The following is a 14,725-nucleotide window of genomic DNA, read 5'->3' as shown; positions in this document are numbered from 1 at the left end:
CGCAAGTGGCGTTCAGATCTCCGGGGTAAGCTCGCTTCCCATCAGCTTCGGGAAGAAGCCTTCGTGCGCGGCGCGGAGCTGCGCCAGCGGAACGCAAAAGTCGGCGTCGGCGAGTTCGAAGATCAGCCGCTGGCCGGCCGTCCGGCCGATCGGTTCGATCTGTACGCCGGCTGCGTCGGCGCCGGTGAGGACGCGCAGCAGATGCGCGTCGTCGATGGTCGCGACATAAAGGCCCTGGTCCTCGGCAAAGAACTGCCGCGCCGAATGGCCGGGGCCTGCAGGCTGGATGAGGGCACCGATATTGCCGGCCAGAGCCATTTCCGCGATCGCGAGGGCAAGGCCGCCGTCGGCTACGTCGTGGACGGCGGTCAGCGCCCCGGCGGCGATCTGCTCCCGCACGAAGTCCGCAGTGCGCCGCTCCGTCTCCAGGTCGACCGGAGGCGGCGGGCCGTCCTCGCGGCCGTGGATCTCGCGCAGCCAAAGCGACTGGCCGAGATGGCCGCCGCGAAGCCCGATCACCACCAGCACGTCGCCGATGCCCTTGAACGCGATGGTCGCGCTCTTCTCCCAGTCGGCGATCAAGCCGACCCCGCCGATGGCCGGCGTCGGCAGGATCGCGCTGCCGCCGCCGGTCGCCTTGCTCTCGTTGTAAAGGCTGACGTTCCCGCTCACGATCGGGAAGTCGAGGGCGCGGCAGGCATCGCCCATGCCGCGCAGGCACTCGACAAACTGCGCCATGATCTCGGGGCGCTGCGGGTTGCCGAAGTTGAGGCAGTTGGTGACGGCCAGCGGCTTTGCACCGACGGCCGAGAGGTTGCGATAGGCCTCGGCCACGGCCTGCTTCCCGCCTTCATAGGGGTCCGCGTAGCAATAGCGCGGCGTGCAGTCGGTGGTCATCGCCAGCGCCTTGCGGCTGCCGTGAACGCGCACCACCGCGGCGTCGCCGCCGGGGCGCTGCACCGTGTCGCCGCCGACTTGCTGGTCGTACTGCTGGTAGATCCAGCGCCGGCTCGCGAGGTTGGGCGAGCCCATCAGCTTCAGGAGGTCGGCGGCGACATCCGTGCTCTCCGGCACATTATCGAGCGGCTTCACCTGCGCCCACGCTTTGTAGTCCGCGAGGCTCATGTGCGGCCGGTCGTAGAGCGGCGCTTCGTCGGCCAGCGGGTCGAGCGGGATATCGCACACGACCTCGCCGTCGAATTCCAGGACCATGTGCCCGGTGTCGGTCACTTCGCCGATGACCGCGAAATCGAGCTCCCATTTGCGGAAGATGGCTTCGGCCTCGCCTTCGCGGCCGGGCTTCAGAACCATGAGCATCCGCTCCTGACTCTCCGAGAGCATCATTTCATAGGGCGTCATGCCTTCTTCGCGGCAAGGCACCTTGTTCATGTTCAGCCGGATGCCCGCGCCGCCCTTCGAAGCCATTTCTACGGAGGACGAGGTGAGGCCCGCCGCGCCCATGTCCTGGATGGCGACGATGGCGTCGGTCGCCATCAGCTCGAGGCAGGCTTCGATCAGCAGCTTTTCGGTGAACGGGTCGCCGACCTGCACAGTCGGCCGCTTCTCCTCGCTGTCCTCGGAGAAATCGGCGCTCGCCATGGTGGCGCCGTGGATGCCGTCGCGGCCGGTCTTCGAACCGACATAGACGATCGGATTGCCGATGCCGCTGGCGGCCGAATAGAAAATCTTGTCGGTCTTCGCGACGCCGACCGTCATCGCATTGACGAGGATATTGCCGTCGTAAGCCGGGTCGAAGTTCACTTCGCCGCCGACCGTGGGCACGCCCACGCAATTGCCGTAGCCGCCGATCCCGGCAACGACGCCGGCGATCAGGTGGCGCATTTTCGGATGATCGGGACGGCCGAAGCGCAGCGCGTTGAGGTTCGCGACCGGCCGCGCGCCCATGGTGAAGACGTCGCGCAAGATGCCGCCGACCCCAGTCGCCGCACCTTGGTAAGGCTCGATGTAGGACGGGTGGTTGTGGCTCTCCATCTTGAAGATGGCCGCGTCGCCATCGCCGATGTCGATGACGCCGGCATTCTCGCCCGGACCCTGGATCACCCACGGCGCTTCGGTCGGCAGCTTCTTGAGGTGGACGCGCGAGCTTTTGTAGCTGCAATGCTCCGACCACATCACCGAGAAGATGCCGAGCTCGACGAGGTTAGGCTCGCGCCCGAGCGCCTTAAGGATCCGCTGATATTCTTCCTCGCTGAGACCGTGCTCGGCGACGATTTCGGGCGTGATGGGAGAGCGGTCGAGAACGTCCATGCGCGGCCCCTTAGCCGGGCAGCGGAGCGCGGGCTAGGCCGCGGCCTCGATGTCCTGGCGAAGATACTTCTGGCCGGACAAGATCAGCGTCTGCGGCCGTCCATCGATGAAGTCATGGAAGGACGCGCGCTCCGGCGACCAGCTGTCCTGCCCGACGCGCCACAGATTATCGCCGATGCGGGTCATCGGCTGTTCGGTGCCGATCCATAGGCGCCCGCCGCGCTCCACGACCCGGACGGGACCGAACCATGGATTGTCGCTTCCGAAGCGGCCGGCCAGCTTGGCGAGCTGCGCATCCGACTGCGGAACCTGCACGGTCGCACCGGCGCGCAGGTAAAGGGCGGGGCCCCACGCCGCGCCCACAACGGTGCCGGTTCGGCGCTGGAACAGCAGGGTGAAGGTGCGGAAGTCGGGATGGAGGGTCCGGAAGAGGTCGCCGCCGATCGGGTGCAGCGTTGCCGACTTGCCGTTCGAGACGATCGTCAGCGGGGTACCGCGGCTCACCTCGAACTCGCCGGCCGGACCTTTGTAGCGGCCGACGTAGGCGGGCGTATGGGCCGATGGCACGAAGAGGGAAGGCGGCGGCGGCAGCGGCGCGCCCGCGGCGGCGCTGGTAAGCGCATCGGCGGCGAAGCGGCTCAGCAGCTTCGGCCGGAACTCGGCATAGCCGCCGAGCGACGTACTTGCGAAGGCGGCGGCACCGCTCGACTTGTCGATGTGGAACGCGGATGAGAAGCTGAGCATCCCGCCCGTGTGGTGGAGATAGGAGCGCCCGGCGTTGGCGACATGCATCAAGCCGTTGCCGTAGCGCATATCTGGCCCGTCGCTTGCAACAGCGTGGCTCGCAAAGGCCTTTGCCGTTTCGGGGGGCAGGCCGAGCCCGCCGCGGCCCTGGGCCGCATCGGCGATGGAGCGCATCAGCAGGATCATGTCCTCCCCGGTCGACGCGACGTTGCCCCCCGCGAAGCTCACGTCGAGCCATGGCGCAGGTGCCAGGCGGGCACCGGGCACGAACGCCTCATGATCGGCAACTTCGTAGCCTTGGGCATAAAGGGTCCGGTCGCTTGCGACGATCGCCCCACGCGTTCGGCGCATGCCCAGCGGTTCGAAGATCCGGTCCCGCTCGACCTTCGCCAGAGGCGCCCCTGAGACGCGCTCGATCAGCAGCCCGAGAATGTCGTATCCGGTGTTCGAATAATTCCAATGTTCGCCAGGCTGGTAGGCCGTCCAAAGGCCTCCGTCCGCGAAGACCGGCGCGTCGGCGGGCAGCCCAGCAACATGGTCCAGCAGGTGCTGGACCTGGACCGAATTGCCGTTGGGAAGCCGAACCTCAGGAAGCAGCTCGCTAATGCGATCGGTCAGCTTGAGCCGTCCTTCGCCTGCAAGCTGATGGACAACGGCCGCGGCGATCAGTTTGCTGATGGAGCCGATCTGGAACAGCGTTTCCGAAATGATCGGCGTTCGCGCGTCGGCATTGGCGAAGCCGAGATTCATCACGGTGTTGAAGCCGTCCGGCGCACTGAGCGCCAGCGTCAGTCCGGGAAGCCCGAAGTGGCGCAGGTTCGCTTCTGCATAGGCGCGGATCGCAGCAAGTGCGGCGGCGTAGCGGGCGTCCTGGGCTAATGCGCGTGCCGGGAGCTGGGCGGCGACGGCGGCGCCGAGCGCTGCGGAGGCGAAGCCGCGTCTGCTGATCAGCATGGAAAAAACCCTCTGCGGCCGCTGTGTGAGGGCCGCAGAGGGACTGTCAAGCAACTAGGCCTTGCAGCTCTGGTTGGAGTGGCCCGGGACGGAGACCTTGACCGTGGATGCGGTCGGCGATCCTTCAACCGAATAGCCGCCCTCGGCGGTCATCGGCTTGCCGGCTTCGTCAGCGGCAACGCGGGTCGGAGGCGTGCCCTTCTCGCCATGCACGTTCGCCGACTTGCCGTCCTGGAAATAGTCGATCGTCACGACGCTATTGTCCGCGCAGCGGTAGGTCTTGGTGGCGACGATCGCCGGCGGCAGTTCGACCTTCTTAGGCGCCGCGGCCTGGTTTTCGTCCGACGGGCTGCCGCCGGCGACAATGGTGTGATCTTCATTGTTGCAGCCGGCTAACGCAGCGGCTGCCACAAGTGCGATGAGCAGAGGGGTGCGAGTCATGCGCGCCCCTTCGCGAGCACGCTCGTCCTCGTCAAGGCGGCAGCTTGCATATTGCCGAAGCGGCACATAGCCTGCGCCTGGCATGCCGTACCAAGCGGGAACCAGCGCGCAGCGCATCCGCATCGGGCTGACCGGCCTTGCGTTCGCCTTCCTGCTCGTCCTCCTCGGCTCCGTGGTCACCCGGTCGAGCCAGGATGCGCCGACGACGAACGTCCAGGACGCCGCGAGCAACGAACCGAGCGAACCGCTGGCGCAGCTCGGGGTGGCGCCGGGCGGCTCGGAGGAGACCGCGAACAACAGCGCAGCCGAGCGGAAATGAAGGGCGGGCGCGCTCGCGCGCTCGTCATCCTGCTGCTCCTGGTCCTGGGAGGGATCGCCGTTGCCGCGGCGCTTGCCAATCGCGGCACCGATGAGCGTGCGCAACGCCTGACCGCTAAGGAACGCCCAAAGCTGCTGCTGTTGACCAGCTTGCCGCTGCTGTTCGGGGAAGGCTTTTCGCTCGAGGAGAGCGGGTCGCCGGCGCTGAAAGCACTTGAAGCACGCTACCGCATCGTCCCGATCAGCACTGCCAGTGCTCCGGAGCTCGCCAAGGGCAAGCTATTGCTGATGGCCCACCCGCTCGGCCAAGCGCCGGAAGACCTCGTCGCGCTCGATGAATGGGTACGCGCCGGCGGTCGCTTGCTGTTGCTCGCCGACCCGATGCTTGAATGGCCGAGCGAACGGCCGCTCGGCGACGCGCTGCGGCCACCGGCCATGTTTGTCGACACAGGCCTGCTCGGCCACTGGGGACTGCGCCTCGACGCCCCGACGGAGCGCGGCCCGAGAGCGCTGCAGCTAGGCGGTGTCGAGGTGCTGACGGGATCGCCGGGGAGGCTATCGGGCAAATGCCAGGTCAGCACCGATCGGCTGGTTGCACGATGCGCTGTCGGTAAAGGCAAGGCGACCATCGTCGCCGATGCCGATTTCCTCAACGTCGAGGACCTCGACGGGCCGACGCAGCACAATCTCGATGGGCTCATCGCCGAACTGGCCGCGGTCGAGCGATGATTCGATTTGAACAGACTTATCCACAGTGGAGGAGCGGAAGAACAATCCTCGAACATGGCCCATTTGCACGCACTAAAAGCCGCGGAAATCCGAGAAATTCCATCTGGTCCCATGAAATCCCACGATTTCCCATTGTTTCCCATTCTCGCATGAGTTACCTACAGACGCTGTAGCGCGGGGGGCTGACCCGTAGATTCGAAGCTGAACGTGGAGAGGCGCGACGGTGCGTTTCCACGAACCCTGCCTCGCGCGCTGCGAAGGGGAAGTGGACGTGGCGCTAGAGCATCTGTTTCAGGGCAGCGCGCTGAACGCGGTCGACGGGAAGGGCCGCGTTTCCATTCCCGCATTCCTTCGTTCCGTGATCGAGCGCCGCGGCGATGCGCGGACCATCGTGCTGGCCAAGCATGAGGCGTTCCCCTGCCTCAGCGCCTACGATCCCGCTTATGCCGCGCTGAAGCACGCCAAGCTCGAACGGCTGCTCGAAAAGGAAGAAACCAACCCCGACGCGCAGCTCGATTATCAGCAGCGCAACCTGATGGCTTTCGCGGCGACCGAAGAAGTGCCGTACGACAGCTCAGGCCGTATCCTGTTTCCGCCGATGATGCGCCGCAAGGGCCAGATCGGCGATCTCGCCATGTTCCTGGGCACTGGCGAGACTTTCCAGATCTGGAACCCGCAGCTTCTCCTCGACGATCCGCGAATCCCCGAGGACCTCAAGGACATCGCGCGCTTCCGCCTCGAAGAGCGAGGCGCGTCATGACCCCCACCGGCAATGTCAAAGCCCCACATGTGCCGGTGCTGATCGATGCGGTGATCGCCGCGCTCGCCATCGGCGACGGCGACACCCTGGTCGACGGAACATTCGGAGCGGGCGGCTACACGCGCGCCATGCTCCAGGCGGGGGCGGGACGAGTGATCGGCTTCGACCGCGATCCCGACGCGATCGAAGCGGCACGGTCACTCGTCCCGGACCCGCGCCTTGACCTTGTCGAGGAGCGCTTCAGCCAGATGGACCGGGCGCTCGACGAGCGCGGCATCGGCCAGGTTGACGGCATCGCCCTCGACATCGGAGTCAGCTCGATGCAGCTCGACCGCGCCGACCGGGGCTTTTCGTTCCAGGCCGACGGCCCGCTCGACATGCGCATGTCCAAGTCCGGGCTGAGCGCCGCCGATTTCCTGAATTCGGCCGAGGAGGCCGAGATTGCCCGGGTCCTGCGCGACTATGGGGAGGAGCCGCGCGCCCGGGCAATTGCTCGCGCAATCGTTGCCGCCCGGCCGCTCGAGCGGACCGCCGAGCTTGCCGCGATCGTCCGCCGCGCCGCCGGCTTCCGCCCGGGGCAGAAGAGCGATCCCGCGACCCGCACCTTCCAGGCAATCCGCATCCATCTCAACGCCGAGCTCGAGGAACTCGAAGAAGGCCTCGAAGCGGCGGAACGGGCGCTCAAGCCCGGCGGCCGCCTTGCGATCGTCACCTTTCACAGCCTCGAAGACCGGATCGTGAAGCGCTTCTTCCGCGAACGCAGCGGAGGAACGCCGGCCGGTTCGCGCCACCGTCCCGTCCTTGCCGATCCGACCGAACCGACGTTCGAGCGGGTCGCCAAGCCGGTATCCCCGACGGAGCGCGAGCTGGCCGCGAACCCCCGCGCGCGCTCCGCCCGGCTGCGCAGCGCCATCCGCACCTCCGCCCCCGCCCGCAAGGAACACCTGCAATGAGCGTTCGTAGCTTCGGCTCGCTTCTCATGGTCGCCAGCTGCGCCGGCGCGGCGCTCGGCTGCTACATGGTCTCGCTCCGCGTCGCTTCGGAACGCGCCGCGCTTGAAGAGGTCGAAACGCGCATCGTGCTCGCCCAGCGCGACATGCGGGTTCTGCAGACCGAGATCGGCACGCGGGGCCGGCTGTCGCAGCTGGAGCGCTGGAACGCCGGCGCTTTCGCTCTGTCCGCCCCGTCGGCGACCCAGTTCGTGCAGAGCAGCTTCGAGCTCGCCCGCTTGACGCAGCCGGAACATCAGGTCGATTTCCAGGCGCCAGTCGTCATGGCCTCGGCGCCTGCGCCTGAGCCGGAGAAAGCGCCGATCGGTCAGCCTGTGGAGGACGACGCTGGAAGGCGTCAGGCTTCAGCGCCCGGGCAGCTGATTCACGTAGCAAGCATGAAGATCCAGACGCGCGAGGTCCCGGCGAGGACGGTTCCCACAGTGCCCCAGGCAAACGTCACGAAGGCTATGGACAAGCCGGTTACGGCGGCGAAGCCGGCATCCCCGAAGTCCATCGCCAAGCCGGGCCTCGCGGCCGCCAAACCGGTGCTTACCAAACAGCCGACGAAGGCCCAGAGCGCGGCGGTAAAACTGCCGGCGAAGAAATCGGTGGATAAGCCCGCCACGGCGGCTGCCAAGCCGGTGACAAAGCCGGCGCGGCTTGCGAAAGTCGACCCGCTGGCGCCGCTTCCGGCGAAGCAATCTGGCAAACTTAAGGACAGCTCACCCGGCCGATGAACGCACCGACGCCCGCTCTCGTCGCGTCCCGGCCCGAGCGGCTCCGTCTGGTCGGGCAGCGGCGGCAGATGCTTGCCGTCATGCACCAGCGCCTGATGTTCGGCATGCTGGTCTATGCCGGGCTTGTGGCGCTCATCGCGCTGCGCATCCTTTATCTCGCGGTGTTCGGCGACCATGCCGGCCGCAAGGAAGACTTGCGGTCCTTCGTGCCGACCCGCGGCGACATCCTCGACCGCGACGGCGCACCGCTCGCCAGCACCATCGATGCGTGGACGATCGCGATCCACCCGACCAAGGTCATCGGCGACAAGCTCGACCTTGCCCGCAAGCTCGCGCAGCTCATGCCGGAGCGCTCGGTGGAGCAATATTTCGCGATGCTGCGCTCGGGTAAGCCATTCTTCTACCTCCGCCGGCGCGCGGCGCCCGGCCTGGTCGAAGCGGTCAATGCCCTTGGCGAGCCGGGCCTCGCAATCGAGCGTGAGCCCGATCGGCTCTACCCGCAGACTTCGCTTGCCGCCCACGTGATCGGCTTCACCGACGTTGACGGGCGCGGCGCGGCGGGCGTCGAGCGCGCCTTCGAAGAGCATCTGTCGGATCCGAAGACGCGCGGCAAACCGCTGGTGCTGTCGATCTCCAGCCGAGTCCAGCAGGCGCTCGAAGCCGAGCTCAGCGCCGCGATGCAGCATTTTTCGGCGATCGGCGCCGCCGGCGTCATCATGGACGTGCGCACCGGCGAAGTGCTGGCGATGACCTCGCTTCCGACCTTCAACCCCAATGCCGCGGGGCAGGGCGACCAGCAGTCGCACTTCAACCGCGCGGCGCTCGGCGTCTTCGAGCTCGGCTCGACCTTCAAGCCGTTCACCGTCGCCATGGCGATGGACTCGGGTGTCGTCACGTCAATGGGCCAGCAATATGGCTGCCCGAACGTGCTCAACGCTTATGGCCACCAGGTCCACGACACCCATCCGTTCGGACGGATGTGTTCGGTGTCCGAGATCATGATGGAAAGCTCGAACATCGGCACCGCCCAGATCGCCGACCAGCTCGGGATTCAGCGCCAGAAGGCGTGGCTGAAGAAGATGGGCTTCCTTGATCGGGTCGAAATCGAGCTCAAGGAGCGCGGCCGGTCGCTGAACCCCGGCTCGCGTTGGGGCTCGTTCGAAACCATGACCATCGGCTATGGCCACGGCATTGCGGTTGCACCGCTGCAGCTGGCGATGGGCTATGCGACCCTGTTCAACGGCGGCGTCTACCATCCCCCGACGATCCTGAAGGTCAACCGCGACCATCCGCTGCCCAAGGGCCGGCGCGTCTTCAGCGAAGACACCAGCTACCGCATGCGGGCCCTGCTTCGGCTGGTGGTGATGAAGGGCACCGGCAAGAAGGCCGACGCGCCGGGTTATCGCGTTGGCGGCAAGACCGGCACCGCGCAGAAGCTGATCGGCGGGCGCTATTCGAACAACATCAACATGACGAGCTTTGCGGGTGTGTTCCCGATGGACGACCCTCGCTATGTGATCGTCGTCATGCTCGACGAACCCAAGGCGACGAAGGAAACCTACGGCTTCACGACCGCGGGCTGGAACGTCGCGCCGGTGGTCAGCAAGACGGTCAGCCGCATCGCCCCGATGCTCGGCGTCGTGCCCGACATGAAGCGGGAGCCGAACATGGCCGAGGTCCTGCCCTACATTCACGAAAAGAAAGAATAGCCGCCCGGTGCGCCTGTCCGACCTCGTGGACGTCGATAGCGATTCTGAGGTGACCGGCTTTGCGCTGGACCATCGCAAGGTTGCGCGCGGCAGCGTCTTCGGGGCGTTCCAGGGTGCGCTGTTCAACGGCGAAGATTTCATCGGCGAGGCGGTCGAGCGCGGCGCGGTCGCCGTTGTCGCCTGCCCAGATGCGCCGGTCGCGGCGGTCCCGCACCTCGCCGATGCCGAACCGCGGCGGCTGTTCGCTGAACTCGCCGCGAAATTCTATGCGCCATATCCGGAAACGGTCGTTGCGGTGACGGGCACCAACGGCAAGACGTCGACAGTCGAAATGACGCGCCAGATCTGGCGCATGAGCGGGCACCGCTCGGCGTCCATCGGCACGCTCGGCGTTACGACTTCGGACGACCAGGTGAAGACGGGGCTGACCACGCCCGACATCGTCACCTTCCTCCACAATATGGCCGGGTTGAAGCGCATGGGGATCGGCCATGTCGCTTATGAGGCGTCGAGCCACGGCCTCGACCAGCATCGCGCAGAGGGCGTTCCGCTGGCCGCCGCCGCCTTCACCAACTTCAGCCGCGACCACCTCGATTACCACGGCACGATGGAGGCCTATTTCGAGGCCAAGATGGCGCTGTTCGACAGGCTTCTCGCGCCCGGCAAGCCGGCGGTGATCTGGACCGACGATCCGAAGTCTGACGAGGTGATCGCCCGCGCCAACAAGTGTGGCCACCAGGTGCTGACCGTCGGCCGCAAAGGCGACCTGATCCGCCTGATGGAGCAGGCGCCGACCGCTCTTGGCCAGACGCTGATGCTCGAGCATGGAGGCAAGTCTCACCGCCTCCCGCTGCCGCTGATCGGCGCCTACCAGGCCGCTAACGTGCTAACCGCTGCCGGGCTGGTGCTCGCGACGGGCGGTACCTGGGACCAGACCTTTGCGGCGATGCAGCGGGTCGCGCCGGTTCGCGGCCGGCTCGAGCGCGCGGTGATCAGCCGCGCCGGCGTGCCGGTCTACATCGATTATGCTCATACAGCCGACGCGCTCGAGGCTGCGATCGCAGCGCTCCGGCCGCATGTCGAAGGCCGGCTGATCACCGTCTTCGGCGCCGGCGGCGACCGCGACCAAGGCAAGAGACCGGAGATGGGCCGGGTAGCGGTCGAGAAATCCGACGTCGTGATCGTCACCGACGACAATCCGCGCAGCGAGGACCCGGCGCGAATCCGGGCCGAGGTCATGGCGGGCGCGCCGGGCGCCATCGAAGTCGCCGGCCGCCGCGAAGCCATTGCCGAAGCGATCAGCATCGCAAGCAGCGGCGATATCGTGCTCGTTGCGGGCAAGGGGCACGAAACCGGCCAAATCATCGGCGATCGCGTGCTCCCGTTCGACGATGCACTGGTGGCGCGGGAGTGTGCCGCGTGACCCCCCTCTGGACCTCAGAAGAAATTGCCGCCGCAACAGGCGGCACTGCAAGTGCCCAGTTCGAAGTCACGGGCGTCACGTTCGACAGCCGTGAAGTGGGTTCCGGCGACCTGTTCGTCGCCATGCCCGGCACGGCCCGCGACGGCCATGAATTCGTCGATGGTGCGTTTGCAGCTGGCGCCGCGGGCGCAATCGTCAGCAAGCCGGTGGCGGGTCCGCACGTCCTCGTCGCCGACACCTTCGCCGCGCTCCAGGCGCTCGCGCGGGCGTCCCGCGCGCGAAGCAGCGCCACTATCCTCGGGGTCACCGGGTCGGTCGGCAAGACCAGCACGAAGGAAGCGCTTTACGCCGCGCTCGATCGCAACCGGCCCGGCAAGGTGCACCGGTCGGTCAAGAGCTATAACAACCATACCGGCGTCCCGCTCAGCCTCGCCCGGATGCCGCGCGACGCGGACTATGCGGTGCTCGAAATGGGCATGAACCATGCCGGCGAAATCCGCGCGCTGACCGCGCAGGTGCGCCCGCACGTCGCGCTGATCACCGCCATTGCCCCCGCCCACATCGAGAATCTCGGCTCGATGGAAGCGATCGCCGACGCCAAGGCGGAAATTTTCGAAGGCCTCGAACCCGATGGCGTCGCCATCATCCCCAACGACACGCCCCACCGCGACCAGCTGGTCCGCGCCGCCCGCCGCCATGCCGACCGGATCGTCACCTTCGGCCGCGGCGATGCCGACGTTCATGCGGTGCATGCCGTCACTGCGGACCCGGGCGGCAGCTTGATCAGCGCCGCGCTTCTCGAACGCGAACTGACTTTCACCATCTCGCAACGCGGGGACCATTGGGTGTCGAATGCGCTTGCCGTGCTTGCCGCCGTCGAAGCAGTGGGCGAGGATGTCGCGGTCGGCGGCCTCGCGCTCGCCGACATGGGTGGGCTCAAGGGGCGCGGCGAACGGCATGTGGTCGCGTGCGACGGCGGCGAGCTTCTGCTGATCGACGAAAGCTACAATGCTAACCCGGCGTCAATGGCGGCCACACTGAAGAGCCTTGGTGCCGAACGGGACGTTTCGCGCCGCATCGCCGTGCTCGGTCCGATGCGCGAGCTGGGCGAGCATAGCGACGAGCTTCATGCCGGCCTCGCGTCCGCGGTGCGCGACGCGCACGTGGACCGGCTTATTCTCATCGGCGACGAAATGGCGCCGCTCGCGAACGCTGTCGGCTCCGACATAGAAACCACCACTTCGGTCTCGGTCGACGAAGCGACCGAGCTGCTGACCAATTTGCTGCGTCCCGGCGACGCGGTGCTCGTAAAGGCGTCCAACTCGATCGGGCTGGCAAAGCTCGTCGACCATGTGGTGAAGGGGACCGCATGCTCTATGTGATCGCCGAGCAGCTCGGCTTTCCGGGCGTTCTCAACCTCATCCGCTACATCAGCTTCCGCGCCGGGGCTGCGAGCGCGACGGCGCTGATCATCGGACTGCTGATCGGGCCGAAGTTCATCAGCTGGCTTCGCGAGCGACAGGGCAAGGGACAGCCGATCCGCGCCGACGGCCCGCAGAGCCACCTTGCGAAGCGGGGGACCCCGACGATGGGCGGCCTGCTGATCCTGATCTCGGTCTCGATCTCGGTCCTGCTGTGGATGAACCTCGCGAACCCCTACGTCTGGGCATGCCTGCTGGTTACTGCCGGGTTCGGGCTGATCGGCTGGCTCGATGACTACGATAAGGTGCGCAAGGCCCATCATGCCGGGCTTGCCGGACGGACGCGGCTGATCCTCGAATTTGCGATCGCGGGCTTCGCGACCTGGCTGATGGTGCGCAGCAGCGGCACCAGCCTGCACCTGCCGTTCGTCAAGGATAGCGTCGCGGACCTCGGCTGGTTCTACATTCTCTTCGGCGCGTTCGTGATCGTCGCCTTCGGCAATGCCGTGAACCTGACGGATGGGCTTGATGGGCTCGCCACCATGCCGGTGATCATCGCCAGCCTTGCCTTCCTCATCATCACTTATCTGGTCGGCAATGCGAAGTTCGCATCCTACCTCGGCATTCCGCATGTGCCGGGTACCGGCGACCTGACGGTGCTGCTGATGGCGATCATCGGCGCAGGCCTTGCCTTTCTGTGGTTCAACGCGCCGCCCGCCGCGGTCTTCATGGGCGATACGGGTAGTCTCGCGCTCGGCGGCGCACTCGGGGCCGTCGCTGTCGCCACGCACCATGAATTCGTGCTGGTGATCATCGGCGGCCTGTTCGTGGTCGAAGCCTTGAGCGTGATTATCCAGGTCGCGGTTTACAAACGCACCGGCAAGCGCGTTTTCCTGATGGCGCCGATCCACCACCATTTCGAACAGATCGGCTGGTCGGAGCCGACCGTCGTCATCCGTTTCTGGATCATCAGCTTCGTGCTCGCACTCGCGGGCCTCGCGACGCTGAAGCTCAGGTGATCACGGCCAAGGCATTCGAAGGCAAACGGTACGCCGTCTACGGCCTTGCCCGCTCCGGCCTGGCGACGGCCACGGCACTACTTGCCAGCGGGGCGGAAGTCACCGCCTGGGACGGCAAGGAGGAGGCGCGGGCGAAGGCGCCAACCGGCACGAAACTGGCCAACCTCGACGAAGCCGACCTGACGCAGTTCGACAGCCTTGTCGTCACTCCCGGCCTGCCTCTTAACCGCCACCCGATCGCGGCGCGTGCCCGCGAGACAGGTGTCGAAATCATCGGTGACATCGAACTCTTCGCCCGCGCCCGTCCCGAGCTGCCTTCGCACAAGGTGGTCGGGATTACCGGCACCAACGGCAAGTCGACGACGACCGCGCTCGTCCACCACATCCTCAAGACCGCGGCCGTGCCGACGACGATGGGCGGCAACATCGGCCTGCCGATCCTGTCGCAGGACCCGCTGCCCGAAAGCGGCGTTTATGTGCTCGAGCTGTCGAGTTTCCAGATCGACCTGACGCAGAGCCTCGATTGCGACGTGGCGGTGCTGCTCAACATCACGCCGGACCATCTCGACCGGTACGAAAGCTTCGATGCCTATGCGGCCTCGAAGGAGCGGCTGTTCGCCATGTCCAACGGAACGCATGTGCGCGGACGCGACGCCGGCCTCGATCAATGGAACTGGCCCGCATTGCAGGGTCCTCACAACGCGCAGAATGCTGCGGCGGCAATCGAGGTCTGTCAGGCGCTGGGCGTGGGAGCGGGTGAGATCGAAGAGGGCCTGCGCACCTACGGCGGGCTCCCGCACCGGATGGAGCGTGTCCGCGACAAGGACGGCGTGCTGTTCGTGAACGACAGCAAGGCGACCAACCCGACCGCCACCGCGCCCGCGCTCGCGGCATTTCCGAGCATTCGCTGGATCCTCGGCGGGCAGGCGAAGACGGACAATCTCGACCAATGCGCACCGCACTTCGGCAATGTCCGCTCGGCCTATACAATCGGCGAGGCGGCCGAGCTGTTCGAGCGGCTGCTCGCCCCGCATATGCCCGTGAAAAATTGTGGAAAACTGGCCGACGCGGTGCTTGCGGCTGCTGCGGATTCCGTGCCCGGTGATACGGTGCTGCTGTCGCCGGCCTGTGCCAGCTTCGACCAGTTCCGCGACTTTGAAGACCGGGGGGGCCAGTTCAGGCAGCTGGTGGGGGAATTATGATCGGCACC

Annotated in this window: 13 protein-coding genes; 10 read left to right on the top strand and 3 right to left on the bottom strand. The window is 66.5% G+C overall.

Annotated features, from left to right (window positions below):
* Positions 1-12: 12 nt before the first annotated feature.
* The 3 genes from purL to VIL42_02585 are packed head-to-tail and all read right to left on the bottom strand — an operon-like array spanning position 13 to position 4,407.
* Complete coding sequence (gene purL, locus VIL42_02595) at positions 13-2,268, bottom strand: phosphoribosylformylglycinamidine synthase subunit PurL (GenBank protein ID HEY8591736.1); 2,256 nt, start codon at positions 2,266-2,268, stop codon at positions 13-15.
* Positions 2,269-2,301: 33 nt separating this feature from the next.
* On the bottom strand, positions 2,302-3,966 hold the full coding sequence (locus VIL42_02590) for a serine hydrolase domain-containing protein (protein HEY8591735.1): 1,665 nt from the start codon (positions 3,964-3,966) through the stop codon (positions 2,302-2,304).
* A 54-nt stretch (positions 3,967-4,020) separates the two neighbouring features.
* Positions 4,021-4,407: a hypothetical protein gene (locus VIL42_02585; GenBank protein HEY8591734.1), complete on the bottom strand. Its 387-nt coding sequence runs from the start codon at positions 4,405-4,407 to the stop codon at positions 4,021-4,023.
* An 82-nt stretch (positions 4,408-4,489) separates the two neighbouring features.
* Between VIL42_02585 and VIL42_02580 the strand changes: the two genes are divergently transcribed.
* The 10 genes from VIL42_02580 to murD all read left to right on the top strand — a co-directional run bounded on the left by VIL42_02580 (position 4,490) and on the right by murD (position 14,717).
* Positions 4,490-4,726: a hypothetical protein gene (locus VIL42_02580; protein HEY8591733.1), complete on the top strand. Its 237-nt coding sequence runs from the start codon at positions 4,490-4,492 to the stop codon at positions 4,724-4,726.
* Positions 4,723-5,454, top strand: coding sequence for a hypothetical protein (locus VIL42_02575; GenBank protein ID HEY8591732.1), 732 nt, complete (start codon positions 4,723-4,725; stop codon positions 5,452-5,454). Before VIL42_02580 ends, VIL42_02575 begins: the two co-directional genes overlap by 4 nt.
* 223 nt (positions 5,455-5,677) lie before the next feature.
* On the top strand, positions 5,678-6,214 hold the full coding sequence (locus VIL42_02570; GenBank protein ID HEY8591731.1) for a division/cell wall cluster transcriptional repressor MraZ: 537 nt from the start codon (positions 5,678-5,680) through the stop codon (positions 6,212-6,214).
* On the top strand, positions 6,211-7,167 hold the full coding sequence (gene rsmH, locus VIL42_02565; GenBank protein HEY8591730.1) for a 16S rRNA (cytosine(1402)-N(4))-methyltransferase RsmH: 957 nt from the start codon (positions 6,211-6,213) through the stop codon (positions 7,165-7,167). The genes VIL42_02570 and rsmH overlap by 4 nt, the downstream gene beginning before the upstream one ends.
* Entirely contained in the window at positions 7,164-7,943 is a 780-nt protein-coding gene (locus VIL42_02560; protein HEY8591729.1) for a hypothetical protein, read from the top strand. Before rsmH ends, VIL42_02560 begins: the two co-directional genes overlap by 4 nt.
* Positions 7,940-9,652 (top strand): penicillin-binding protein 2, encoded by a 1,713-nt coding sequence (locus tag VIL42_02555; GenBank protein HEY8591728.1) that lies wholly within the window; start codon positions 7,940-7,942, stop codon positions 9,650-9,652. The genes VIL42_02560 and VIL42_02555 overlap by 4 nt, the downstream gene beginning before the upstream one ends.
* Before the next feature lie 7 nt (positions 9,653-9,659).
* Positions 9,660-11,075, top strand: coding sequence for a UDP-N-acetylmuramoyl-L-alanyl-D-glutamate--2,6-diaminopimelate ligase (locus VIL42_02550; protein HEY8591727.1), 1,416 nt, complete (start codon positions 9,660-9,662; stop codon positions 11,073-11,075).
* On the top strand, positions 11,072-12,457 hold the full coding sequence (gene murF, locus VIL42_02545; protein HEY8591726.1) for a UDP-N-acetylmuramoyl-tripeptide--D-alanyl-D-alanine ligase: 1,386 nt from the start codon (positions 11,072-11,074) through the stop codon (positions 12,455-12,457). Before VIL42_02550 ends, murF begins: the two co-directional genes overlap by 4 nt.
* Positions 12,445-13,515 carry a phospho-N-acetylmuramoyl-pentapeptide-transferase gene (gene mraY, locus VIL42_02540; GenBank protein HEY8591725.1) on the top strand — a complete coding sequence of 357 codons (1,071 nt, stop codon included), beginning with the start codon at positions 12,445-12,447 and terminating at the stop codon, positions 13,513-13,515. The genes murF and mraY overlap by 13 nt, the downstream gene beginning before the upstream one ends.
* On the top strand, positions 13,512-14,717 hold the full coding sequence (murD, locus tag VIL42_02535) for a UDP-N-acetylmuramoyl-L-alanine--D-glutamate ligase (protein HEY8591724.1): 1,206 nt from the start codon (positions 13,512-13,514) through the stop codon (positions 14,715-14,717). Before mraY ends, murD begins: the two co-directional genes overlap by 4 nt.
* Positions 14,718-14,725: the final 8 nt, after the last annotated feature.

It is taken from the genome of Sphingomicrobium sp., from assembly GCA_036563485.1.
Taxonomy (GTDB): Bacteria; Pseudomonadota; Alphaproteobacteria; order Sphingomonadales; family Sphingomonadaceae; genus Sphingomicrobium.
The sequence above is the reverse complement of the archived record's forward strand: the minus strand, read 5'-3'. Positions and strand labels throughout refer to the sequence as shown.